The sequence below is a fragment of the Rummeliibacillus suwonensis genome, assembly GCF_007896435.1.
In the GTDB taxonomy this organism is placed as follows: domain Bacteria; phylum Bacillota; class Bacilli; order Bacillales_A; family Planococcaceae; genus Rummeliibacillus; species Rummeliibacillus suwonensis.
In genome coordinates this window covers 1,198,518-1,222,688 of the sequence record NZ_VCBL01000001.1, presented here as the reverse complement: position 1 = coordinate 1,222,688, position 24,171 = coordinate 1,198,518, and the positions used below count along the sequence as shown (strand labels likewise).

Sequence of the window (24,171 nt, the reverse complement as noted above, 5' to 3'; positions counted from 1 at the left end):
ACAGCATAGTATATAATCTACTCTCCTTTAACATAAGACACTAATTCTATTCATGAAAGCTTTCCTTAGTCAAAGTGATTGGGGAAGGCTTTTGTTACCTTTATGATAGTCCGCAACAAGGTAGGTGATGATATGTCAGAAATTGTACCTTCTTATATATTAACGATCGACGAAGATGAGTTAAATATATTGAGAGAAAATTTATTGAATGATTATGCCGCTCCTGCCAAATTGATGATTGATCAAATAGATTATAAAATTCGACTCGGTTATCGAGGGGCATACACAAGGAAATTCCGCAAAAGGTCATACATTGTTCATTTTAAAAATGCCAATAACATCTTAGGAGCACATGCTATTCATCTTAACGCAGAATACAAAGATCCTTCCATTATGCGCAATAAGCTCTCTCTTGATTTTTTTCAGGATTTAGGCGTCCTTGCACCAGATTGCAAACATATCAATTTTTTTCGAAATGAAACATTTAGGGGCATTTATTTACAATTAGAATCTGTTGATGACTTATTCTTACAGAAAAGAAATCTTCCTCTTGGTCCCATTTATTATGCCACTAATAATGATGCAAATTTTTCTTTTGAAAGAGATGGCAGACGAAAAAGATCTCTCCTTTCTGGTATGCAACGAGCAAATGGATTACTTTCGGATGACCAATACCTTATTGATTTGATCACAGTTATTAACAATACGCATAGGAAAGATTTCCATTATCACATCCAAAATTATATAAATATAGAAAAATACTTTAATTGGTTAGTTGGAGTAGTTTGTACCATGAATAATGACGGTTTCAACCATAACTATTCTTTATATCGTAATAGTGATAACGGCTTGTTTGAAATTATGCCTTGGGATTATGACGCGACATGGGGGCGTAAAATTAGTGGTGGCATTATGGATCACAAATATGTTCCTATTGAAGGAAAACCCGGCAATATGCTAAAAGATCGATTATTAGAGATACCTGACTTCCGTAAAATATATAAAGAGAAGCTAGAAGAAATCCTGGAGACAAAGTATACAGTCAACTATTTGGAAGACAAGGTAGCAGCCCTTCATGATCTTATCAGACCTTATTATCTCCTCGATCCATATATCAATGACAATATTGATATCTTTGATTATGAACCAGAAATGATTCTACAATTTGTCCGTAATCGCAATCTTTTTTTAAAAGCAAATCTGAAAAACCTCTATTAATTCGGATGAAACAAAGCGAATCTTCTCACAATCGATCTGATTTTTATAGGCGGTCAAGACCTCCACTTATCCTTTCTTTTTACTTGAGTTTTGAAGTGGGAGGAACTTACTGCTCTTCACTGTTGGATAAAGCTGCTGTCCTTCAAACGTTTTTAAAATGGATCTTTTTTGCTTATTCACAAGTTTTTTTAGCAGACATAAGATAGTTTGAGGAGGTGTTTTCTTGAATGGAGCATCACTATAGCAACAATAATAGAAACAAATCCAATCAACAATCTCAAAATACAAATTCACGGAAATTCAAAAAACACCGATCCATCTCTGATTTTTCGTTGGAAGATTTAACGGAAGGAAAACATATAGATTTGGTTGCAGCTGCATTGTTGCTTTCAGGAAAATTAAAAGTGGACTCTGTACGATTATTTCGTGGCTCTACGATCATTACGGTTAATTTAATAGGCAAATTTCAATCCAATAAAAAGAAAAAATCCGACCCATTAGCTGACTTCTTTGAAGAAAACGGTGATTTAACGTTTGATGAAATATTTGAAGCCTTTCAGCAAAAAATGGATAAAGGAGATAATTCATGAGCGAATTTGATCGAAAAAATTCAAATGGTAAGGGTTTCAATGGTAAGGGTTTTACGGGCTCCGTCATTTTGACTGTATTACTGTTTATGCTAGTATTTGGTTCAACTGATATAGAAAATTTATCTGAAGTTGAACTGGACTTGGAATAAAGTGAAACTTCTCATGGTGAAGTTTTCCTTCATCCCTAACTGAATGTTAGTTCAATCAATCCGACTTTTACGGCAGTTTCTCACACTTTTTACTGGAACTTGAAGTGGGGATTACTGCCTGTTCATGCGGGATAAAGTGAAGCTTCCATCAGTGAGGGTTTTCCTCATCCCCCTCTGAACTAGAGGAACGGAAGTGAAAAGCGCCACGTCCTGTGGCAACACCTGAGGGACCAACATCCTGCCCGCCCAAACCAATCGGACTTTTACGGGCAGTTCATCCCCATCTATCTTTCTCGTTTCTTTCCAAATCTTGAGATGGGGGGTCTTACTGCCCGTTAAAGCGGGATAAAATAATAGTTTCTTAGTTAAAGGGTCTGTCTAACTTGATGATTGGTCATCTTCAAATGAATAAACGTATTCAAAATACCCTGAATGCAAACAGATTTTTATGAGAAAGGATATTAAGATTGATGCATGCTATCTTTCTTAGAACTATTTCTAATGTATATCCATTCAGTAATCATAGACATCATTAAACCGAGAATAAGTGGCATGACTGGCTCTACTGTAAAATATAATCCTTCTGCTTGATTATCATACGTATAGCTAAATGTCAGCCAATAAATGGCAAATTTTTGACCAATCAAAACCAATGCAACCGTTGTAACAATGAAAGCTGCTAATCCAACAAAAAATCCTTTTGATTGTAAGCTCACTTCATTCACTTCCTCAAAATAAGTTTATCAACATGAATACGTAAAACATCATGAAATAGTTTCAATTTTCTATTTTTTATTATCAAATACGAAATGTATCTAAGAAATTAAACTACACAAATAATATTGCAAATATTTCGTGACAATACAGTTGAATCGTATTATAATTACAAATTGTTCTAAACTATACATAAATCATTTGTTTTCTTTCGTTCAACACTCTCCTATGAAGTTCATGCATTTCATTTCACCTCAAACAAGGATATAGCAGAGCAGAGTCTAGTGAATGGATACATAGAGTTTCATAATCGGCATCTACTTAGTGGTGAATTTGTGGGTTTTCAGTTATGGATACTAATTCCCTAATTTTTCTATTATAGCAACATTAATTTCTTTTTTATAAATTAATTTCATCTAAAACATAGTTATTCAATAGGATTAATACAATTTGTGGTATAATATGATTATAGTTAACTTGAAGGGAAGCGATCACATGACCTTAGCAAAAGGATCATTAGCATATATAGAAGCACATAAAGGTGTACAGTATTATGAACAAACACCTGAGGAAGCTAGAGCAGAAAGAGCTGCTGCACCCATTCACCAGGTGTCAGTTGAAGGAATTGCCTCTATTGAAGATCGACTAATCACGGTATCTGATAGCGCACAAATCTTGGTGCGAATTTATACACCTGTTGGAACTGGTCCATTTCCAATCATTATTTACTATCACGGTGGAGGATGGGTTTTCGGTAACCCCGATTATGCAGATGGTGGTTGTCGCTACTTAACAGTTTCCTCAAAATCAGTAGTTGTATCTGTCGATTATCGACTTGCACCTGAATATCCATTTCCAACCCCAATTCAAGATAGTTATGATGCCCTTCTTTGGGTTGCAAAAAATGCAAAATCTTTACATGTGGATTTATCGAAATTATATGTAGCAGGTGATAGTGCTGGTGGTAATATTGCAGCTGTGGTCTCACAATGGGCAGCCGATAAAAACGGGCCAGAAATAGCTGGACAGGCGCTTATTTATCCTGTCACTAATATTAACTTTCATACATCCTCTTACGAAAAATTCGGTTTGGGATATGGCTTGGATCAAAAAGGCATGGTTTGGTTTATCAATCAATATATCAAAGATTCAAAGTTAAAATATAATCCTTCTGTGTCTCCGCTAATTGCAAAAGACTTGAGTAAAATTCCACGGACCATTTTGATTGCTGCAGAATTTGATGTTTTATTGGATGAGGGGATTGCCTATGTTACTCGACTTCGTGAAGCAGGAATAGAAGCTAAACATGTCGTGATGCCAGGGCTTATTCATAGCTATTTTAGTAAAATGGAATTCTTTGAAGAAGATACGAAAAAAACGACTGAACTCATTGCAGAATTTTTTCAACAGCACTAATGAATGTGTAACTACAAACGAAATAGTATAGCTACCTAGCAATCGCTAAATAGACTACTATTAAAAAACAATCAAAACCACCAGTATAACTGGTGGTTTGCTCTGCGCGTGAAACGCTGGGGTACTGGCCCATGTCTAAAGACATACTGAAAGATCCGCCAACCGCACTCCGTTCTCACACTACCACTAAAGTGGTTCTATTATTTCCTCTTTTTAGGTTTTATTTCCTCACCTGTGAAAGGATCAATGAATTCTTTCATCGTCATTTGATCCTCCAAAATATCTTCCTGTAATTGATTTTTTATATACTCTTGAATCACTTTCCTATTCCGGCCTACTGTATCTACATAGAATCCTCGACACCAAAACTTCCGATTGCCATACTTATATTTTAAGTTTGCGTGTCGGTCAAAAATCATTAAACTACTTTTTCCTTTTAAATATCCCATAAAGGATGAAACACTTAATTTTGGTGGAATACTTACCAACATATGAATATGGTCAGGACAAGCCTCTGCTTCTATTATTTCAACGCCTTTTCTGTCACATAATTGGCGTAATATTTTCCCTACATCTGCTCTTATCTTTCCATATATAATTTGTCTTCTATATTTTGGTGCAAAAACAATGTGATACTTACAATTCCATGTTGTATGTGCTAAACTTTTATTATCCATTTGGATCCCCTTTCGTACAGAGTCGGTTGGCTAGACCTCACTCCATTGTACGACCGGGGTTTTTTTATTGTCCATAGCTAAAAGCTTTTTAGAACCCCTCGCATAGCAAGGGGTTTTCAATTCTACAAGAAAAAGGAGCTCAATTCAGCATCAATCTGAATTGAACTCCTTTGCTTTTCCATTAGTTGATCTGTGTTTTAAGGTTTCACACAAATAGCGTTAGATTTCTCACTATAGAAAAATTATTTTATAGAATGGAACTTTTTATTCTATTAAAATTATCGTATTTTTATATAAATAATGCTATTTAGAATGAAAGTTTGTACCATCCGTTGTTGCTTTTACATAGCCAGCTCGAATGACGAAATCGCCAAAATGTTCGCCCTCAAGACGCTCTTTTGCATAATGGTGCAAGATTGGGCGTAACTCTTTTAGAATTTCCTCTTCTCCTACATTTTCGCGATATATTTTATTTAATCGCTCTCCGTTGAAAGCAGCACCTAAATACATATTATACTTTCCTGGTCCTTTTCCTAAAAAACCGATCTCAGCAATCGCGGCACGTGAACAACCGTTTGGACATCCTGACATACGGATCGTAATTTCTGTTTCCTGAAGACCTTCTTCCTCCACTATTTCATCAATTTTAGTAATTAATGATGGTAGGTAGCGCTCCGCTTCAGCCATTGCTAAACTACATGTTGGTAAAGAAACACATGAAATCGAATTACGACGTAACGCTGAATAATGTGCCCCATCCGTCAGCTTATATTTTTTGATAAGCCTGCTGATTCTACTTTTTTGTGAAGGCGCCACATCGCTGATCATAACATTCTGATTAGGAGTCATATAGAATTTTCCTTTATGCACCTTGGCGATTTCTCGTAACCCTGTCATTAATGGATAGTCTTCAAAATCTTTGATTCGGCCATTTTGTACAAACAAGGTAAAATGCCATTTACCATCTTCGCCTTTTTTCCAGCCAAATTCATCCCCTGAGCGATCAAAATGATACTCTCTCACTGGTTCAAGTTTGAAGCCAAGCCTGTCTTCTAATTCTTCTTTCAGCCAATCCAATCCAAAGCGATCGATCGTATATTTAAAACGAGCATTTTTACGATTGGAGCGATTACCAAAATCTCGTTGAATCGTCAGAATTGTTTCTGTAGTCAATAGTACTTGTTCCGGTTTGATAAAGCCAATTAGTTTTCCTAGCTGAGGATATGTTGTTTCTTCACCATGTGTCATCCCCATTCCTCCACCTACAGAAACATTAAAACCTGCAAGTACTCCATCTTCGACAATAGCAATTAGCCCTACATCTTGTGAAAACACGTCTATATCATTGCTTGGAGGAAGCGCGATACCGATCTTAAATTTACGAGGCAAATATAAAGCTTTATAAATCGGTTCTATTTCTTCTTGTGGTCGTGTATCTACTACTTTCTCACCATCAAGCCAGATTTCATGGTATGCATTGGTTCGAGGCAATAGATTTTCGCTAATTTTCACAGACCAATCATAAATTTCCTGGTGGACTTGGGATTGCGTTGGAATAACATTACACATTACATTCCTATTGACATCACCACATGCTGCAATAGAATCTAGTAATACTGTATTCATTTGTTGTATCGTTTTGGTCAAATTCCATTTCAAAATACCGTGGATCTGTAATGTTTGACGAGTCGTTGCTCTTAATGTACCACTACCATATGTATTGGTTAATTGGTCCAAAGTCAGCCATTGTTCCGGTGTTACAGCACCTCCTGGAATTCTTACACGAATCATGAACTGATAAGATGGCTCTAGCTTTTTCTTTTGACGTTCTGCTCGTTCATCCCGGTTATCCTGCATATAGGTTCCATGGAATTTAATAAGTGCTTGATCGTCTTCCGCAATTGCTCCTGTTAACGAATTGGCTAAGGATTCCTTTAATGTCCCCCGTAAATAATTACTTGCTTGCTTGATCCTCTCATTTTCACTAGGAGTACCTTGGGGGGGTTGTACTGTCGCTTTTTGTGTCATCAACTTGCGCCTCCTTGTTAATAAACATCTCGTTGATACCGCTTCTGTTGTTGTAGTGTTTTCAGTGCTTTCGCTGCTTCTTCCGCTGAGTGACCGCCCTGCTCTGCTAAAATCTCTTGTAAGGTTACATCAACATCGTGTGCCATGGTTTTTTCATCGCCACATACATAAATAACAGCGCCTTTTTCAATCCATTTATAAACTTCAGCCGCATTTTCTTTTAAGCGATGTTGAACATAAACTTTCTGTTCTGTATCACGAGAGAAAGCAACATTCATTTTGGTTAAATAACCTTCTTTTAACCAACGTTGCCATTCAATTTGATAAAGAAAGTCTGTTACAAAATGCTGATCTCCAAAGAATAACCAAGCATCACCTTTAGCTTCTATCTCTTCCCGTTGCTCTATAAATGAGCGGAATGGTGCAACCCCAGTTCCCGCACCAATCAGTATTATTGGTGTCTGTGGATCTTCAGGTAACTTAAAGTTCGGGTTATGCTGAACAAAAACAGGTAAAGTATCACCAATTTCTATTTCTTCAGCAATGCTATTGGAGCATACGCCAAAGCGTGTCCGATCATAAGAGTCATATTGAACTCTCCCGATTGTTAAATGAACCTCATCAGGATTGGCCTCATAACTGCTTGCAATAGAATATAAACGAGGGGGGATTTTTCTTAAAAGTTCCACAAACTGTTGTGCTGTCCAAGTAAATGGTGCAAAATCCTCTACTACATCTAATAAATCTCTACCAATTACATAATCCTTCCATCCATCATTCGCAAGAAGTTCTGCTAATCTTTCACTTTCAGTAAAGTTAGTGATCTTTTGCAATAAAGGTTTCGATAAAACAGTCATCTCAGCACGATTCCACAAAGTTGATAATAGACTTTCTGTTTTACCATCAAACTTTACCTGTGTATCTTTTTCAAAATTTAAAGCATTTAATAGCTGAGTGACGAGTGCTAAATTGTTTTTCGGATAAATCCCTAGACTATCTCCCGGCTCAAATGCTAATCCAGAACCCTCTATCGATAACTCTAGATGATAGGTTTCTTTGTCTGAGCCATTCATATTAAGATTAATCTTCTCTAATACTTTGGCTTGGAAGGGATTTTGACGATCATACGCAGAAGACGGTTGCGTTTTGGTACTCACATTTTGTATAGAATCCATTTTAACAGAAGATTTCAATAATTCTTGTTGTAATTGTGTAAACCAATTTTGTGCATCGTCATGAAAATCTAAATCACAGTCTGCTCTTTCAATCAAAGGACTAGCTCCTAATTTTTTTAGCTGTTCATCGATGTCTGCACCAGCTTTACAAAAATATTCATAGGAACTATCTCCTAAAGCAAGAACTGCATATTGAAGATGGTCTAATTTGGGCGCACGTTTACTATGCAAAAAATCATAAAATGGAATAGCATTATCTGGCGGTTCTCCATCCCCGTGTGTACTTGTAATGATAATTAAATGATCGATTTTTTTTAAATTCTTTGTCGGAAAATCAGCCAAAGATGATATTGTTACATCTACTTGATTTTCTTTCAGTTGTTGTGAAAATTTTTCTGCTAGAGATTGGCTATTCCCAGTTTGTGAACCATACAAAACAGTAGCTGTAATTGTTTTACTTTCTAACGGTTTTTTCTGTTCCTTTTCATCTACTGTCACTTCAACAGCAGCGTTTGGTGCACTCAAATAACCATTTAACCATATTTTTTGTTCGTGTGTTAAATGTGGTAACAGTTCATTTAGTAGCTTTACCTGTTTTTCGCTAAATGGACTGTTGATAACTTTTAATGTCAAATTGATTCACCTCAGATTGGTTAATGGTAATGTTTACTTTCAAGCGTGTTGATTATCCAACTTTCCCCACAAAATATAGTATGTTTGCCGATTTCGGCTATGACTTGCTCGCTTTCCTACTGGGACGGTTTGAACCTCCTTGGGGCAACAAGACATTGGTCATGGAGTCGTTGCCACAGGACATGGCGCACCACAACTCCGCTCCTTAATTACTCATGCTGGGTCTCAACGTTCACTTTTCCCGTGATTTATTCGCTCTTTTCGTGGGGTTATTCGCTCTCTCGGAAGGTTTATTTGCTCTTTCAGAGAAGTTATTTGCTCTCTCAGGGACTTTATTTGCTCTATCCAAGGGGTTATTCGCTCTCTCGGATGGGTTTTTGCTCTTTCCGAGACTTTATTCGCTCTTCCCACGTGATATTAAATAAAAGGCGTCGAAAAATTTTTATCTCACACTAATGAGCTATTTGACTCACACTGTGTGAAATTGATTTTATTGCAGTTTTATTTTATAACGCTTTTTTTCTTGCTTTTCAATTTGGATAATATAGCTATCTTGAATAATAATTCGAACAGAACCATATTGGATTTTGCTAATGATTTCACTTAATGTTTTGCGTAAATACTCGTTTGTTGGTTTAGTATCAGTCTCCATCATATCACCACCTCTTTTAGTTGAAATGGGTTTAAAACTTCCCGTACACGGTCAACAACTACTTCCTTTACACATTCGTCATATCCCAAACTATTACAAATAATTACATTTTGAGGGATTTTAGTTTCATTCAATTTACGATCGATTCCTTGTCTCAGCTTTCCTTGGAATAACAAATAAGGAACGATAAATAGTTGCTCTGATTGCCTTTCTTTTAATATTTGTAAATAAGTATCAAACTGCGGACCCTTACCGTAAAGAAAGGCAATCTCTACCTTACGAATACCAAATTTGAGCTTAAGCTGTGTGGCAATTTCTAAGAAATCTCTCCATGTGGCAGGATCACTACTGCCACGACCAATTAAAAGCACTTCAGACTTATTGGTTATAGGGATATTACTTTCAACAATCCTTTTATAAATCGTTTGGATTAATCGATGATCAATGCCCAGTGGACGACCATACGAAAACTTGACCTTTGGATATTGTTGTTTTCCCCTCTCGATTTTTAAAGGAATATCTTTTTTAGCATGCTTGGCAGTTAATAGTAAAATAGGTACGATTGCTATCTCTGTAGCACCTTTTAAAATACAATTTGTCATTCCTTGCTCCACTGTAGGTTCAACCAATTCTAAAAAACAAATTTCCTGTATGGGTACTTGTATTTCCTTTTGAACCTCTTTCAGAAATGAGATAGCTTGTTGATTCCCTTCTTCCACTCGACTGCCGTGGGCCACATATAGTACCGCTTTCATCAACTACACCTCATTAAATAGGAATTTGTTGAAGTTCCTCTTTGTGATTTTCAAACCATTGAATTTTTTGTCGCAAATTGACGACCTCTCCTACGATAATCATGCTTGGATTTTCGAGCGCATGTTGTTTGACAGTTTGTACAATTGTTTCTAACGTCCCTGTAACAGTCTTCTGCCTTTCATATGTACCCCAATGGACTAGCGCAACTGGTGTTTTTGGATTCCTTCCACAACGTAGCAACTGTGAAACTATATATGGAAGATTATATACACCCATATAAATTGCCAGTGTATCAACTCCCTTCGCTAAGCTTTCCCATTTTATCGAATCAGCTTTCCCATCTCCCATATGACCCGTGACAATAGCAAAACTTGAACTTATATCACGATGTGTGACCGGGATACCCGCATATGCTGGAGCCGCGATACCAGAAGTAATACCTGGAACAATTTCAAAGACAATATGATGATCTGACAAAAATTCAGCTTCCTCTGCACCACGACCAAAAACGAAAGGATCTCCACCCTTTAAGCGTGTGACGATCTTTCCTTCCTGTGCATAATCTACTAATGATTGATTGATATATTCTTGTATCATTGCATGGCGATTTGGTAATTTACCACAGAAGATTAGTTGGGCACCTGATTTTGCATATTTTAATAATCCTTTATTGACCAAGCGATCATACATAATAACATCTGCTTCTTGAATACAATGCAAGCCTTTGACTGTTATTAAATCTATATCTCCTGGACCTGCTCCCACAATATATACTTTCCCCATATATTTAATCCCCTTTTATCGCGAAAAAATCCTTTAAAAAGCAAAAAAACTCCTATTATTTTATATTTATATAGCAATGATACTAGATACATCGTATATAATAATAAAAAATAAGAGCCTCTAGTTTTCTAGTAAGCGATCTTTTCAATTCCTACTATTCTTGTAAAAATAATATATGATACTTTTTAGAAACTGTCAATATTTTTTTAAATTTAATTCACTCCACATTACATATATCTCTAACAATCCATTGTGATTTCTTATCTGCAAATGTCCAACTTTCTGCATACAAAAAAGGCATATATTTCATTTTTCAAAAAGTCGTAGCCGTTCGCTCCACAACTATCAAAATTGTATATTAGCGTATTTTTTAAGAAGAAAATGATTGGTAAAGTGAAGCTTCCATCAGTGGGGTTTTCTTCATCCCCCACTGATGGTTAGCTGAACCAATCGGGCTTTTACAGTTGATCCCCACCTATCTTTCTCGCTTCTCTCTAAACCTTGTGGTGGGGGTCATACTGCCCGTTAACGCGGGATAAAATTGATTTTTATATAAATAAACAGACGTGTTGATTATCCAATTTAATCCATAAAAATAGAGGAATTCGTTGATTGCAGCGAAGGCTTGCTCGCTTTCCTGCGGGCGAATGCTGGGGGCAACAGGATGTTGGTCACGGAGTCGTTGCCACAGGACGTGGCGCCCTTAGCCCCCGTTCCTTAATCGCTACGCTGCGGAGTCTCATCTATTCGCTTTTCTCGCGGGACGTTGAATTTTCTTCCTCGAATCACACCGCACGAAGGAAATGCTTGCATTTTCGAGGACTCGAGCAAGCCGCAGCGAAGATCTTTATAAATGGTCCTAAAAATACAAGGTTTTTCAAAAATTACACCAAATAAGAATCCCTAATTTTTGTAAAATCAACACACGTGATAAATAAATTCAATGATATTGCTTCTGGCAAAGAAAACATGCTATAAAAATTTATTCATCAGCTTGGAATACCAACTTTCCATTTAAATAAGTGCTAACAATTCGATGCGCAAATGTATGATCTTGATAGATATTCCCTTTATGCTTTGCAAAGATTTGATCTTTATCTACTGTAAATGCTTTTTTCTCAACAATGACAAAATCCGCATCCATTCCCACCGCTAATTTCCCCTTTGTCTTTAAACCAAATCTTTCAGCAGGTGCTTGTGAAGTTAATCGAGCTACTTCTGTTAACGTTAAACCATATTGTTCAGCAATTTGTAAAATAGAAAGAAGTGTAAATTGTCCTCCACTAACACCGCCCCAAACATCAAAATAATTATTTCTACCTACTTCTTTCATATAAGCGGGACAAGGGGAATGATCAGATGCGACATAGTCAATTTTACCTTCAACCAATTGTTGAATCAACTCTCTACGCAAAGACTCAGAACGTAAGGGTGGTGCACATTTAGCATAAACATGATGTGCATCGTATGCTGTATCATTAAAAAGTAAATAATGCGGGCAAGTTTCTAGCGTTACATCTTGTCCGCATTGTTTAGCGTGGTGGATAATTTCTACTGATTGTGGTGTGCTTATATGGACAAAATGTAGAGCACATCCTGTCACTTTTGCATAAGCTAATGCACGTTGCACTGCTTCTACCTCTGCGACAACTGGACGAGATTCGTTATAATCTTGGGCAGTACAAGCTCCATTTTTTATCTTTTGTTGTGCAAGCAAAGATGTGATCGTATCACTTTCTGCATGAAGTGCTAGAATTTTTCCTATCTTCGCTATTTCAAACATTCCTTGCAGCAGGATCCTGTCACTAACGGATGAAAAAGGTAGGAACCCGGAATCAGAAAGAAAAGCCTTAAATCCTATAGCCCCATTTTCAGCTAATGTATGTAACTGTGATAAATTCGAAGGTACCAATCCTCCCCAAAGTCGAAAATCGATACATGATTTTTTCTTTGCTAATTGTTTTTTAAGCTGGAAAGCAGGAAGATTAATGGTAGGTGGATTACTGTTCAATGGCATATCAAAAAAAGTAGTAACACCCCCTGCAGCTAGCATGTATGTTCCTGTTTCAAAGCCCTCCCACTCTTCGTTTCCAGGTTCATTGATATGAACATGTGTATCTATAACCCCTGGCATAATAATCTTTCCAGTCACATCTACTTGTTGTGCATTCGTTTTTCTCAAATTAGGTCCTATCGCAAAAATCTTTCCATTTTGAATAGCAATGTCTGAATGTGTCACTTGATGAGGCTCAACTACCAATGCTCCTGATAATATCATCATTTGTAAACACCTGATTCAATTGAATAACTTGGGACTCCATAAAAGTCAAATGCTGCCGCTACTGCTTGCACACGTTTTGGTTCGTATCCATAACGAATTCGTACAGATTGTACCGCATTAACGATAAATAATCGATTTTGCTCTGATGGTTTCATGGATTGAAGCACCCTTGAAACAACTTCTACCGATCTAGGCGCCAAAATTGTACGGTTTGGTGATTGTAAGAGATGATACTTCATTATAATTCCACTCCTTCATAGGCTAATTTATAAAGAACTTCTTTTAATACTGATACACCATTCTCTAGGTCTTGAAGTGATGTAAATTCTAATGGCGAATGGCTGATACCCTTATGGCTTGGGACAAAAAATAAAGTCGTTGGATAATGAATGCCTAAAATTTGTGAATCATGTCCCGCTCCACTAACCATCTCCATATCTCGTAAGCCTTTATTTTTAACAATTTTTCTCATCAGGCTATGTAGTGAAGTATCTAAAGCTACTGGTTCACTATCTGCCCATTTTTTTATACTAATTTGAATACCGCTTTTCATAGCCTTTTCTTTAATCATTTGAATCATATCTTCACAATATTCTTGTAAAATATCTTTTTCGTGATGCCGAACATCTAAAGTAAAAGAAACACTTTTAGCAATGACATTCGAAACGTTAGGTTCTGCATTTATACTGCCAACTGTTACTCTTAAACCTTGGTAATAAGATGCCTCTGCTTTTTTAGTTAATGTAACAATGCAATTTGCAGCACAAACCATTGGATCTTTTCGCTCAGCCATTGGTGTAGTTCCTGCGTGATTACTTTCACCTATCAGTTGTACTGTAAAACGGCATTGACCAACTATGTGAGTAACTAATCCAATATCTGCCTTATTTTTTTCTAAAATAGATCCTTGTTCGATATGCACTTCTATAAAACGCTTAATATCATTTCGCTTTTTGTTTTGATAAGATGAGATTGGAAATCCGGCCTCCCCCATTGCATGTTGGAATGAGATATCATTTAAATCCCTTAAGTATCTAATATTTTCCAAGGAATATTCTCCAGTAATATTCTTAGATCCCCAATACGTAAGTGGAAATCGGCTTCCCTCTTCTTCACATAGCGAAACTACTTCGATTGTTTTTTGCGGACGTCCATATTGATCAAGCAACATTTTGGTGGCTAAAAGACTAGCGATAACGCCATAGGTACCATCATATTTGCCACCATCTACTACCGTATCGATATGTGATCCGGTTAAAATAACATGTTGTTTATCTTTTATTCCTTCAATACGACCAAATAGATTTCCAACTGTATCAAAATATGTTTCCATCCCTATTCCGCTCATCTCTTGCTTAAGTGCATTTTGAGCATTTTTCCATTCTTTCGTATAAAGAAGTCTTGTCACCCCACCATCTTCTGTTTCTCCAAAAGTTGCTAACCAATCTATAAAATGCTTAACACTTCTATATTTTTCAGATGAATAAAGCCTTAGCATTGATGTCCCGCCCTTCTGTTTGCTGTATCTATATTTTAAAAAAAGAACAGACGGAGTTCATTAGAGCTTTTGTAGAAAGTAATACCTTTTTTTAGATAATTTAGCTAAATCACGTTCGAATTATTAACTTTTTATGTTAGTTTCTATAACATAAATTTCAGTGGATTCAAAGGAAAATGATATATAAATGAATCAATTTCATAAAATCTTCTCTTCTTGAGAACGAATAGTTAACGCTGACTAATTTTGATAGTTTTGGAGTGAATGGAGGACGGTGACTCCTCGAAAATGTATACACATTTCTTTCATGATTATTAGTTCAGGGGGATTTATTTAAAGTCCTACGAAAAAGCATTACAGGAACATAGTGACTCTGGAGTTGAGGCCAAGTCTGTGAACACACCTGATTTTATTTAATAAAAACTAAGGCATTTGCACAAACTTTCGATTACTTACAAGCGTATAATACAATCCAAGCTATAACAGCGATGATCCTCGGTGCCATCAAAGCAGTTAGTAGCTTGAGGTTGAAGCCTCCTATTTATTTTCAGACTGATAACTTGCGTTTTCCTTTTTCCACTTTGTCTGTATAACGCTTGTTAGCAGTCTGAAATTTTCAAAAAGAACAAAGAGCAAATAATTTTTGATAGAGATTTTTTACACATTTTTCTATTTTTTTGCGATTTCTAAATTCCCATGCGACCAACAAAACTCTTCCAAATCGTTTGCAATAAATGAATGGGGGATTACACTTTTCACTTCTTTTAGCATTCTTTCAATGTCTTGTGGAAAAAAACGGGCACTTAAGTGATTTAACAATAAATTTTGGACACCTGCTTTAAGCGCAATATTTGCTGCATCCATATTCGTCGAATGACCATAATTGGAAGCCAATTCCCTAGTAGAATGATCAAAAGTCGCTTCATGGATAATGATATCTGCATCTTGACTAAGTTTAACCGCATTTTCACAGTAACGCGTATCACCTAAGATCGCGACTGTAAATCCTTTTTGAGGAGGATTTGTGACATCTTTGCTTCGAATCATCGTCCCATCTTCTAACCTAATATCATAGCCATTTTTGAGTTGTCCTAACAAAGGACCCTTGGGAACCCCTAGAGCTTGTGCCTTTTCAAATTGCAATGCACCTTGCAACGGCTTTTGCACGACTCGATAGCCAAAGCATGGTATAACGTGTTGTAATGGCATGGCAGTCACGATAAAATCTTCGTCTTCAAAAACTACCCCTTCTTCCACTTCTACAAACTCAATCGTATAATTTAAATGTGTTTGAGATGTTTGGAATGTCAGTTGAACCCACTCTTTTAATCCTTTAGGTCCATAAAGGGTTAATGGCTGATCTCCTCCTAAAAATGAACGTGATCCCAGCAAGCCAGGTAATCCATAAATGTGATCACCATGTAAATGAGTGATAAACACTTTTTCTATCTTACGGGGTTTGATCGTTGTATGTAATATTTGATGTTGAGTCGCTTCTCCACAATCAAATAACCAGATGGTCCCTCTTTCCTCTAATAATTTTAAAGCTAAAGAACTTACATTGCGTGATTTAGAAGGCATTCCTGCACCTGTACCTAAAAATTGAATATGCAATGATTTTCCTCCTACCGTTTATGATCATCTAAAAAGTCTTTGCTAAAACTTGTTTGAGAATCATAAGTTGTTTTTTTCACATTTTTAATGCCTTTGGTAATAATATCTTTTCCATATTTATGCTGTAATTCCTCCACAATTTTCAATATGGGTTCTTCCTTTACATATTTTTCAAACGTGAATATAGAAAGCTGTTCGACCGTTTCTTTTTTATCCATAACATTACTAACAGTTACACCTAGTAGCCGAACGGGTGAACCATTCCAATGTTTTTTCGTTAGCGCAATAGCAATAGATTCGATATCTGTTTGTTTATAAATAGCGTTGGATACTGTTTTGCTACGACTGCTATTCTGCCAATCTGTATCACGAATCATCACTGAAACCGTATATCCTACTAAATTTTTGGCATCCAATCGTTTTGCTACTTTTCCACACAATTTCTTTATAGCTACAATAAGCTCTGATAGTTCGACCAAGTCAGTTGGAAAGGTCATCGAATTACCAATTGATTTTGTATCATAAATAGAGTTTGGATCTACCTCTCGCTGATCAACCCCGTTGGCACGATTTTTCAGTCGGAGTCCGTTTTTTCCAAAGTTCGATTTCATCACATAATCCTCTATATTAGCAAGATCTCCTATTGTGAGAATTCCTAATCCCTTCAGCTTTTGAGCTGTACTTTCTCCTACTCCATGCATCTCAATAACAGGCAAATGCCATAACATTTTGGAAACATCACGTTTTCTTAGAACGGTAATACCCATTGGTTTTTTCATATCCGAAGCCGTTTTGGCTAAGAACTTGTTTGGTGCAATCCCAATTGAACACGGTAAATCAAGTTCATGTAAAATTCGCATTTGAATAGATTCAGCAAGCTCCATAGCATTTTGTCCATGCACGATATTCGTAACATCTATATAGCCTTCATCGATGGACACCGGTTCAACTAATGGTGTGTATGACTGAAGTATAGAAAACATTGCTTGTGATGCTTGTCGATATCGTTCAAAATTAGGAGCCATTAGGATAAGTTCTGGACATTTACGTTTTGCTTCCCAAACAGACATTGTTGTATAAACACCTTTTGCTCTTGCTTCATAAGAACAAGTCACTAAAATACCTCTTCGTTCTTTTGGATTGCCCGCAATAGCTAATGCTTTCCCTTTTAATTCAGAATTATGCGCTTGTTCAACGGAAGCATAAAAGCAGTTCATATCAATATGAAATAGTATTCTCCCTTGAGTAGCCATATATCTCCTCCATAATCGACCAAACGTTCTCCCTCTAGTATAACAAAAACAAAGATGATACAACATTATTTACAAATATAAGATGATGCTTCACACAGTGAGAGTCTTAATATGGTTAGATGTGGGATAAAGTGAAGCTTCCATCAGTGGGGGTTTTTTTCATTTCCCACTGAAGTAGAGGAACTCAGGTTAAAAGCGCCACATCTTGTGACAACATCTTGTTGACCCGAATCAATCGGATTTTAACGGGGAATTGATCCTCCATCTATCTTTCTTGTTTCTCTCTAAATCTTGAGATGGGGGTCTTACTGCCCGTTAAAGCGGGATAAAAATTCCAATTATGTATTGTCAAAAAATAGAATTTTGTATTACAATGATAGGAATACTTCAAAGGTGGGGATCAGATGATAAAAATTTCCGATGAACTTTTGTTACGACCTGTTACGATAGAAGACGCAAATATTCTATTTACTTTAACAGACAAAGACCGGCTATATTTAAGGGAATGGTTACCGTGGGTAGATACTACAAAAACAGTGGAAGATTCAAAAAACTATATTATATCTAGTCAAAAGGGTGAAAAGGCTGGTACACTGTTGAATTTTGTGATTATTTGGAAGGGCAAAATAGTTGGAATTTCTGGATTTAATGAAATTGACCGAAATAATCGAATCACTTATATTGGTTACTGGTTAAGTAGTGCCTATCAAGGAAATGGCATCATGACTCAGGCAGCTAAAGCATTGACTGATTACGCTTTCGTTGAATTACATATGAATAAAGTTGAAATTCGAGCTGCTGTAGGCAATCAAAAAAGTAGAAGTATCCCACAACGTTTAGGATACACAGAAGAAGGCATACTACGTAGTAATGAATGGCTTTATGATCATTTTGTAGATCATGTTGTTTATAGCATACTAGCTGATGAGTGGAGACGTGAATAGCTCAAACTCAACTTATAAATGAAGAACAACAAAAGTGAAGCCTGTCACAGTGGAATTTGCTTCATGGCTATTTAATAAGTAGGTCATATGAATTTTCTTCATACTGTGTGGCTTTGCCTGGGAGTCGTTCCCACGCTTATTTTCTTGCTTACTACTGGAAGCCTGATGTGAGAGCTTACTGCCTATTTATTTTTGCGAATAGAAATGAAAAACAGATAATTGAAATCCTATATAAACATTATATGAAAAGCCTCAGACCGTTCATCTTCTGAGGACCGATCCGAGGCTTTGTTTACTTTTTTATTGCAATTTACTATTTTGTACTAACTTAATAACACAATTTGCTAAGGATTCCTTTTCGCTTTCTGAAGCGACTCCCCACAAATCAGACAGTACACGTTGTTGTTCATTTTTTGGATCAACATTATTAGCTAAGTACTCTCCGATTTGTACCGCTGCTTGTTGGATTACATGATTAGGCATCCCAGATTCTTCAGCTTTATCTACATTTTGACCTAAAAATGATGTCCATTGTTGCCAGTTGTCTAATATTGGCATATAAATCCCTCCTTTACAATGTAAGTATAGGTAGTTTTCAAAATAATATGTACGAGTAACGCTATACAAATTATTTAAAAGTAATTTTTTGAACATTTTGTTCAAATATTCACTTTCAAACGTTTATCTCACCAAATGAGTACACTTCGCTTAATTGGTACAAATTAATTTTCTTCCAATATGTGATGCACATTTGAATCTCTGCATCTTATGATGATTTACCTTCCCATTTTCCAGTTTTCTATTGGGTCTATTTATAAGGAAGAGGCAGGCAAGGATAAAATTTAAATATTTTACTTTTTTTATTAAATATTCACTCCATTTTAAAAAGATATATGATAAAAAAACTACCCTAATCCCGAAAAAGATAGAGTAGTTTTCAAAGCTTTATTTAATTGAATAGATTATTTAGGAATCGTACCATTCACTCCTTTCACTAACCAATCCATTGCTAAAATGTCTTCAACTGACATTGTTTCTCCTTCAGCTACACGCAATTTACCCTTGTTGTCGTAAATAGGGCCTTTGAATACTTCAAATTTACCATCAGCCATTTCTTGCTTTTTCTCGTTAACTAGATCTTGAACCTTTTTCGGTACATTTTTACCGAATGGCGCAATATCAGCCATTCCTTCTTTAATGCCACCTAGGTAAGATTCAGATTTCCATGTACCATCAATCCAACTTTGAACTACTTCTACATAGTATGGTCCCCAATGAATGACCGGGTTGGTAATATACGTTTCAGGTGCATATTCACTCATATCCGCATCATTCCCCATGCCCCAAACGCCTCGTTTAGCAGCTGCTTGGATGCCAGCAGGAGAATCTTGATAGTTCGCTAATACATCAACACCCTTATCGAGTAAACTAATCGCAGCCTGCCGCTCAGCTGTTGGATCAAACCAAGTATTACTCCAAACAACATTTACTTTAGTATCAGGGTTCACACTTTGAGCGGCTAAAGTAAATGCATTAATCGTATAAATTACTTCAGGAATTGGGAATGCACCAACATAACCGATTTTCTTATTTTTTGTTATTGCCCCAGCAGCTAATCCAGATAAATAACCTGATTCATATCCTTTTGTTTGATATGTACCAACATTTTCTGCTGTCTTGTATCCTGTAGCATGCATGAATAAAACATCTGGATGTTTTTTAGCAACGCTAATAGTTGGATCCATATAACCAAAGCTTGTAGTAAAAATGATATCATGGTCCTGTGCAAGTTCTTCAATAACACGTTCAGCATCTGGACCTTCTGGAACACTTTCTACAGTTGTCGATTTAATACCGAATGTTTTATCAACTAATTCTCTACCTTCATCATGAGTCTTTGTCCAACCGCCATCAGTTGGCACTCCAATATAAACAAATGCAACTCTTGGTACTTTTTTTTCTGTTGTTTCGCTTCCTTTATTACCCTCTGATTTTGTCGTTTCTTTTTCTGTCGCCTGTGAACAAGCTCCTAGCACAAAAATAAGTGCCATGCATAACACTGTTATTAGTAATTTCTTCATTCCCTCTTCCTCCTCATTGAACTTTTAGATTTTTAAGTCATGACATAACTTGATCAGCTCATCACCCTCCTTTAATTTAAGAAAAAAGGATTCCACTATTTCATTGCTCAATAGACATTTTTAAAATCTTTGTTCACGGAAATATGGATTTCCTAATGATTTTGGTTCAATTGATGGTTTATGGCGATTCTTCCATCCGGAGAACATTAATACTAGAATTGTGGCTAAATACGGAATCATTTTTAGAAAGTAAGAAGGAATGTCAAAGTTATAGATTTGCATCCTGAAGCCAAGAGAATCTAATCCCCCGAAGAAATAGGCACCAAAAAGAGCATAAATTGGATTCCATCTTGCAAAAATGATTAAAGCTATCGCAATCCATCCTCTACCTGAAGTCATTCCTTCAATCCAGTTTGGCGAGTACACCATAATGAGATAAAAACCGGCAACTCCCATTAACATGGCGCCCACTACTACATGAAAATATCTAAAAGCTGTAACGGAAATTCCCATTGCATCTGATGTTGAAGGATTATCACCGACTGCTTTTAAGTGAAGTCCCCAGGAAGTTTTGTACATATACAGGTAAAGAATGATTGATAGTGCAATGCTCATCCAAATAAAAATATCTAATTCTGAAAAAATGCTTAAAAATGGTATTGAGTCTAGCAAACTAAGTTCAATCTTAGGAATAGATACAGGGATCGGTACACCTGCTACCGATTTTCCCAAATATGCACTTAAGCCTGTACCAAATAAAGTGACTGCTAAACCACTAACAATTTGGTTCGCACGGATTGTAATACAAAGAAAGGCATGTAATAACCCTAAAAGTCCAGAAGCGACTAGCATTACTAAAAATGTAACAAATAGATTCTCTGTTTGAAGGTAAAAAATTGCCGATATAACTGCTCCAATTAACATGATCCCTTCCGTTCCTAAATTGATCACACCCGCTTTTTCATTTAATATTCCACCCAAAACAGCAAAAAGCAGTGATGTGCCTCCGGAAATGGCAGCAGCTAGGATTAATTGAACCATATCCATGAGCTCTCATCCTTTCTTAAAATTCAAATAATTTAAAATTTAATTTATTTTCTTTAATCGATATCCACTAATCATCTCTCCACTGATCAGACAAAATAGAATTGCACCTTGCAACATACTTGAAAAGGATAGAGGTAAGCCCATTGATTGAACACTATATCCACCAACAATTAAGCCACCAATAAATAAGGAAGTCATGATCATTGCCCAAGGATTTAATTTTGCTAACCAAGCGACAATAATGGCTGTATAACCGTAACCAGGCGAGATACCATACATCAATCTTCCAGCTACACCGGAAACCTCAATAGCACCAGCAAAGCCCGCTAACCCTCCACTGATCATCATAACGATTAAAATATGTTTATTCATTTTTATCCCTGCATTTTTTGCAGCAATCGAATTAGCCCCTAGTAATTTTAATTCATAACCCCAACGAGTTTTCGTTAACATAAATGCAAGTACGGCAACTGCAAATAATGCAAAAACAAGTCCAATATGCAATCTTGTACCTCCAATATTTGCGAGCATTTGATAAGGTGTAAATTCTGGAGTACCAGGAAAGTTAAATCCTGCTGGATCTCTCCAGGCTTCATATACTAAATAATTTAGTAATAATAACGCTACGTAGTTCAGCATAAGTGATGTAATTAGCTCATTTACTTGAAAATAAGTTCTAGGAAGTGCCGTAAATAATCCCCAAATTGCTCCAGCTGCAATACCCATAATCAGCATTAAAGGAATATATAGTGCTCCTGGTAAATCGGGTAAAAAAATCGTAACTGCTGTTGCACCAATTGCTCCAAGTAAAAATTGTCCTTCTGCTCCAATATTCCAAATAGCGATTCGATATGCAATCGCTACACCGAGTCCACATAAAAGCAATGGAATAGCTTTAACAATTGTTTCACTTATACCAAAACTGGATCCAAAAGCACCTTGGAACATCTTAGTATATATAGTAATTGGATTCATACCATTCAATAAGATAAATACGGCACAAATGATCAGTGCAACGAAAATTGATAGTAAAGGCACCCACCATCCACCTTTTTTATGAGGGTTATATTCAAATTTATAAGGAACCATTCTTGGTTTCCGATTGTCTACCTTTAAATCGACAGATATATGTTCATATGACGACTTTTGACTCATCGAATGCTCCTTTCTGATTCGTTACTCCTGCCATTAATTGACCAATCATTTCTTTTTCTGCTTGTCCACGTTTCAAATTGCCATTAATTTTTCCATTATATAAAACAAGAATTCTATCTGATAAGTGCATGACTTCATCTAAGTCTTCTGAAATCAATAGTACGCCACTTCCCGTCTCTCTCAAATGTACTAGCATCTCATGTACTGACCTGGTTGCGCCTACGTCAAGTCCTTGAGTAGGGTGTACCGCAATCATTAGTTTAGGTTTTAGATCGATTTCTCTAGCAAAGAGTAACTTTTGTTGGTTTCCTCCAGATAGCTGCCCAACTGGACTAAGTAAATCTGGTGTTCGAACATCAAACTGTTGGATCAAATTCCTTGCCCATTCGGTGTTTGCTTTTTTATTAAGCAATCCAAATTTTGCACGATGTTCTTTGCGATATGATTTCATCAATAAGTTTTCTACTACTCCTAAGTTACCTGCAAGGCCACTTTTCATCCTGTTTTCTGGAATGTGTGCAATACCTTTATCAATTAGCTCACTTACTGAAGGATTTACTAACTTTTTATGATTAAAAATAATTTCCCCAGATTTCCAAGGGATTAGTCCCGTCAAAGCTTCTGCAAGTTCTTTTTGACCATTTCCAGCTACACCTGCAATACCAACAATTTCATGTTCGTGTATAGCAAAATCTATACCATTTATTGCATGAATCCCCTGATCTGTACGTACAACTAAGTTTTTAACTTCAATTATCGGAGCACCAATTTCAACTGGTTGAATCAAAATGCCTTCTGCCATCTCTTGTCCAACCATTAAATTTGCTAACTCTTGAATGGTCGTCTCCTCTTTTAACATTTGAGCAATCATTTTCCCTTTTCTCATAACGGAAATCCGATCTGCAATCTCCATTACTTCTTTTAATTTATGCGTTGTAATAATCATCGTTTTTCCATTTCTTCTTAGCTCTTGCATCGTCAAAAATAACTGTTCTACTTCTCCTGGAGTCAATACAGATGTCGGTTCATCGAAAATAATAATGTCTGCACCACGATATAATGTCTTCACAATCTCCACTCGTTGTTGTTCCCCAACAGATAATTGCCAAATAGGAACTGATAATGGAAAATTCAGACCATATTTTTCGGCTATTTCTTCAATTTCCTTTTGCTTTTTCTTTCTCCAAGAAGTTCCGCGCCATTTATCATTCGTTTCACCTAAAATTATATTTTCGATTGCTGTTAACGTGTCTACTAATCTAAAATTTTGGTGAACCATTCCTACACCAAGTGCCATAGATTCCTTTGGGGATCTAATCATTACATGACGTCCGTTGATTAATATACTTCCACTATCAGGTCGATAAATCCCAGACAACATACTCATAATGGTACTTTTACCAGCACCGTTTTCGCCTAGTAAAGCATGAATCTCTCCTTTTTCCACTTGAAAGTTGACGTGATCATTGGCTATCACATCACCAAATTTCTTTACAATATCTTTCAT

The 24,171-nt window shown here is 36.4% G+C and carries 22 protein-coding genes; 5 read left to right on the top strand and 17 right to left on the bottom strand.

Annotation, left to right across the window (positions count from 1 at the left end):
• Positions 1-132: 132 nt before the first annotated feature.
• From FEU33_RS05695 to FEU33_RS18695, 3 genes are all read left to right on the top strand, one after another.
• Complete coding sequence (locus FEU33_RS05695) at positions 133-1,218, top strand: CotH kinase family protein (protein ID WP_146548449.1); 1,086 nt, start codon at positions 133-135, stop codon at positions 1,216-1,218.
• 227 nt (positions 1,219-1,445) lie between these two features.
• Complete coding sequence (locus FEU33_RS05690; protein ID WP_243881352.1) at positions 1,446-1,808, top strand: hypothetical protein; 363 nt, start codon at positions 1,446-1,448, stop codon at positions 1,806-1,808.
• Positions 1,805-1,957, top strand: coding sequence for a hypothetical protein (locus tag FEU33_RS18695; protein WP_186731326.1), 153 nt, complete (start codon positions 1,805-1,807; stop codon positions 1,955-1,957). Before FEU33_RS05690 ends, FEU33_RS18695 begins: the two co-directional genes overlap by 4 nt.
• Before the next feature lie 461 nt (positions 1,958-2,418).
• Here the strand turns inward: FEU33_RS18695 and FEU33_RS05685 are convergent, their stop codons facing one another.
• Positions 2,419-2,673, bottom strand: a complete 255-nt coding sequence (locus FEU33_RS05685) for a hypothetical protein (RefSeq protein WP_146548448.1) — start codon at positions 2,671-2,673, stop codon at positions 2,419-2,421.
• Positions 2,674-3,166: 493 nt separating this feature from the next.
• On the opposite strand from FEU33_RS05685, the gene FEU33_RS05680 reads away from it, so the two are divergent.
• Entirely contained in the window at positions 3,167-4,087 is a 921-nt protein-coding gene (locus FEU33_RS05680) for an alpha/beta hydrolase (RefSeq protein ID WP_146548447.1), read from the top strand.
• A gap of 200 nt (positions 4,088-4,287) precedes the next feature.
• On the opposite strand, the gene tnpA is transcribed toward FEU33_RS05680, so the two are convergent.
• From tnpA to FEU33_RS05625, 11 genes are all read right to left on the bottom strand, one after another.
• The gene (gene tnpA / locus FEU33_RS05675; protein ID WP_146548446.1) at positions 4,288-4,764 is read right to left on the bottom strand and encodes an IS200/IS605 family transposase; all 477 of its coding nucleotides are present in this window, start codon (positions 4,762-4,764) and stop codon (positions 4,288-4,290) included.
• Between the two features lie 303 nt (positions 4,765-5,067).
• A complete protein-coding gene (gene cysI / locus FEU33_RS05670; protein ID WP_146548445.1) occupies positions 5,068-6,792 on the bottom strand; it encodes an assimilatory sulfite reductase (NADPH) hemoprotein subunit in 1,725 nt (574 codons plus the stop codon).
• 17 nt (positions 6,793-6,809) lie between these two features.
• Positions 6,810-8,600: an assimilatory sulfite reductase (NADPH) flavoprotein subunit gene (locus FEU33_RS05665; RefSeq protein ID WP_146548444.1), complete on the bottom strand. Its 1,791-nt coding sequence runs from the start codon at positions 8,598-8,600 to the stop codon at positions 6,810-6,812.
• Between the two features lie 490 nt (positions 8,601-9,090).
• Positions 9,091-9,252, bottom strand: a complete 162-nt coding sequence (locus tag FEU33_RS05660) for a YezD family protein (RefSeq protein ID WP_146548443.1) — start codon at positions 9,250-9,252, stop codon at positions 9,091-9,093.
• A complete protein-coding gene (locus FEU33_RS05655) occupies positions 9,252-10,007 on the bottom strand; it encodes a sirohydrochlorin chelatase (RefSeq protein ID WP_146548442.1) in 756 nt (251 codons plus the stop codon). Before FEU33_RS05655 ends, FEU33_RS05660 begins: the two co-directional genes overlap by 1 nt.
• Before the next feature lie 13 nt (positions 10,008-10,020).
• Positions 10,021-10,791, bottom strand: coding sequence for a uroporphyrinogen-III C-methyltransferase (cobA, locus tag FEU33_RS05650; protein ID WP_146548441.1), 771 nt, complete (start codon positions 10,789-10,791; stop codon positions 10,021-10,023).
• 982 nt (positions 10,792-11,773) lie between these two features.
• Entirely contained in the window at positions 11,774-13,072 is a 1,299-nt protein-coding gene (gene allB / locus FEU33_RS05645) for an allantoinase AllB (protein WP_146548440.1), read from the bottom strand.
• Entirely contained in the window at positions 13,069-13,311 is a 243-nt protein-coding gene (locus FEU33_RS05640; protein ID WP_146548439.1) for a hypothetical protein, read from the bottom strand. The genes allB and FEU33_RS05640 overlap by 4 nt, the downstream gene beginning before the upstream one ends.
• The gene (gene allC / locus FEU33_RS05635; protein ID WP_146548438.1) at positions 13,311-14,570 is read right to left on the bottom strand and encodes an allantoate deiminase; all 1,260 of its coding nucleotides are present in this window, start codon (positions 14,568-14,570) and stop codon (positions 13,311-13,313) included. The genes FEU33_RS05640 and allC overlap by 1 nt, the downstream gene beginning before the upstream one ends.
• Positions 14,571-15,239: 669 nt before the next feature.
• Positions 15,240-16,184 carry a ribonuclease Z gene (gene rnz, locus FEU33_RS05630; RefSeq protein WP_146548437.1) on the bottom strand — a complete coding sequence of 315 codons (945 nt, stop codon included), beginning with the start codon at positions 16,182-16,184 and terminating at the stop codon, positions 15,240-15,242.
• A gap of 11 nt (positions 16,185-16,195) precedes the next feature.
• Positions 16,196-17,437: a DNA polymerase IV gene (locus FEU33_RS05625; RefSeq protein WP_146548436.1), complete on the bottom strand. Its 1,242-nt coding sequence runs from the start codon at positions 17,435-17,437 to the stop codon at positions 16,196-16,198.
• 404 nt (positions 17,438-17,841) lie between these two features.
• Between FEU33_RS05625 and FEU33_RS05620 the strand changes: the two genes are divergently transcribed.
• Complete coding sequence (locus tag FEU33_RS05620) at positions 17,842-18,381, top strand: GNAT family N-acetyltransferase (RefSeq protein ID WP_146548435.1); 540 nt, start codon at positions 17,842-17,844, stop codon at positions 18,379-18,381.
• A gap of 300 nt (positions 18,382-18,681) precedes the next feature.
• Here FEU33_RS05620 and FEU33_RS05615 read toward each other — a convergent pair whose 3' ends face one another.
• The 5 genes from FEU33_RS05615 to FEU33_RS05595 all read right to left on the bottom strand — a co-directional run bounded on the left by FEU33_RS05615 (position 18,682) and on the right by FEU33_RS05595 (position 24,171).
• A complete protein-coding gene (locus FEU33_RS05615; protein WP_146548434.1) occupies positions 18,682-18,939 on the bottom strand; it encodes a DUF3243 domain-containing protein in 258 nt (85 codons plus the stop codon).
• A gap of 404 nt (positions 18,940-19,343) precedes the next feature.
• Positions 19,344-20,462, bottom strand: coding sequence for a BMP family ABC transporter substrate-binding protein (locus FEU33_RS05610; RefSeq protein WP_146548433.1), 1,119 nt, complete (start codon positions 20,460-20,462; stop codon positions 19,344-19,346).
• Between the two features lie 120 nt (positions 20,463-20,582).
• On the bottom strand, positions 20,583-21,509 hold the full coding sequence (locus FEU33_RS05605; RefSeq protein ID WP_146548432.1) for an ABC transporter permease: 927 nt from the start codon (positions 21,507-21,509) through the stop codon (positions 20,583-20,585).
• Between the two features lie 39 nt (positions 21,510-21,548).
• Positions 21,549-22,664: an ABC transporter permease gene (locus tag FEU33_RS05600; RefSeq protein WP_146548431.1), complete on the bottom strand. Its 1,116-nt coding sequence runs from the start codon at positions 22,662-22,664 to the stop codon at positions 21,549-21,551.
• Entirely contained in the window at positions 22,642-24,171 is a 1,530-nt protein-coding gene (locus FEU33_RS05595) for an ABC transporter ATP-binding protein (RefSeq protein ID WP_146549909.1), read from the bottom strand. The genes FEU33_RS05600 and FEU33_RS05595 overlap by 23 nt, the downstream gene beginning before the upstream one ends.

Excerpts from the sequence above, each read along its gene's own strand:
- FEU33_RS05695 (WP_146548449.1), top strand. The coding sequence starts at position 133 with ATGTCAGAAATTGTACCTTCTTATATATTAACGATCGACGAAGATGAG.
- FEU33_RS05690 (WP_243881352.1), top strand. The coding sequence starts at position 1,446 with ATGGAGCATCACTATAGCAACAATAATAGAAACAAATCCAATCAACAA.
- FEU33_RS18695 (WP_186731326.1), top strand. The coding sequence starts at position 1,805 with ATGAGCGAATTTGATCGAAAAAATTCAAATGGTAAGGGTTTCAATGGT.
- FEU33_RS05680 (WP_146548447.1), top strand. The coding sequence starts at position 3,167 with ATGACCTTAGCAAAAGGATCATTAGCATATATAGAAGCACATAAAGGT.
- tnpA (WP_146548446.1), bottom strand. The coding sequence starts at position 4,764 with ATGGATAATAAAAGTTTAGCACATACAACATGGAATTGTAAGTATCAC.
- cysI (WP_146548445.1), bottom strand. The coding sequence starts at position 6,792 with ATGACACAAAAAGCGACAGTACAACCCCCCCAAGGTACTCCTAGTGAA.
- FEU33_RS05660 (WP_146548443.1), bottom strand. The coding sequence starts at position 9,252 with ATGGAGACTGATACTAAACCAACAAACGAGTATTTACGCAAAACATTA.
- FEU33_RS05655 (WP_146548442.1), bottom strand. The coding sequence starts at position 10,007 with ATGAAAGCGGTACTATATGTGGCCCACGGCAGTCGAGTGGAAGAAGGG.
- cobA (WP_146548441.1), bottom strand. The coding sequence starts at position 10,791 with ATGGGGAAAGTATATATTGTGGGAGCAGGTCCAGGAGATATAGATTTA.
- allB (WP_146548440.1), bottom strand. The coding sequence starts at position 13,072 with ATGATGATATTATCAGGAGCATTGGTAGTTGAGCCTCATCAAGTGACA.
- FEU33_RS05640 (WP_146548439.1), bottom strand. The coding sequence starts at position 13,311 with ATGAAGTATCATCTCTTACAATCACCAAACCGTACAATTTTGGCGCCT.
- allC (WP_146548438.1), bottom strand. The coding sequence starts at position 14,570 with ATGCTAAGGCTTTATTCATCTGAAAAATATAGAAGTGTTAAGCATTTT.
- FEU33_RS05625 (WP_146548436.1), bottom strand. The coding sequence starts at position 17,437 with ATGGCTACTCAAGGGAGAATACTATTTCATATTGATATGAACTGCTTT.
- FEU33_RS05620 (WP_146548435.1), top strand. The coding sequence starts at position 17,842 with ATGATAAAAATTTCCGATGAACTTTTGTTACGACCTGTTACGATAGAA.
- FEU33_RS05615 (WP_146548434.1), bottom strand. The coding sequence starts at position 18,939 with ATGCCAATATTAGACAACTGGCAACAATGGACATCATTTTTAGGTCAA.
- FEU33_RS05610 (WP_146548433.1), bottom strand. The coding sequence starts at position 20,462 with ATGAAGAAATTACTAATAACAGTGTTATGCATGGCACTTATTTTTGTG.
- FEU33_RS05605 (WP_146548432.1), bottom strand. The coding sequence starts at position 21,509 with ATGGATATGGTTCAATTAATCCTAGCTGCTGCCATTTCCGGAGGCACA.
- FEU33_RS05600 (WP_146548431.1), bottom strand. The coding sequence starts at position 22,664 with ATGAGTCAAAAGTCGTCATATGAACATATATCTGTCGATTTAAAGGTA.
- FEU33_RS05595 (WP_146549909.1), bottom strand. The coding sequence starts at position 24,171 with ATGAAAGATATTGTAAAGAAATTTGGTGATGTGATAGCCAATGATCAC.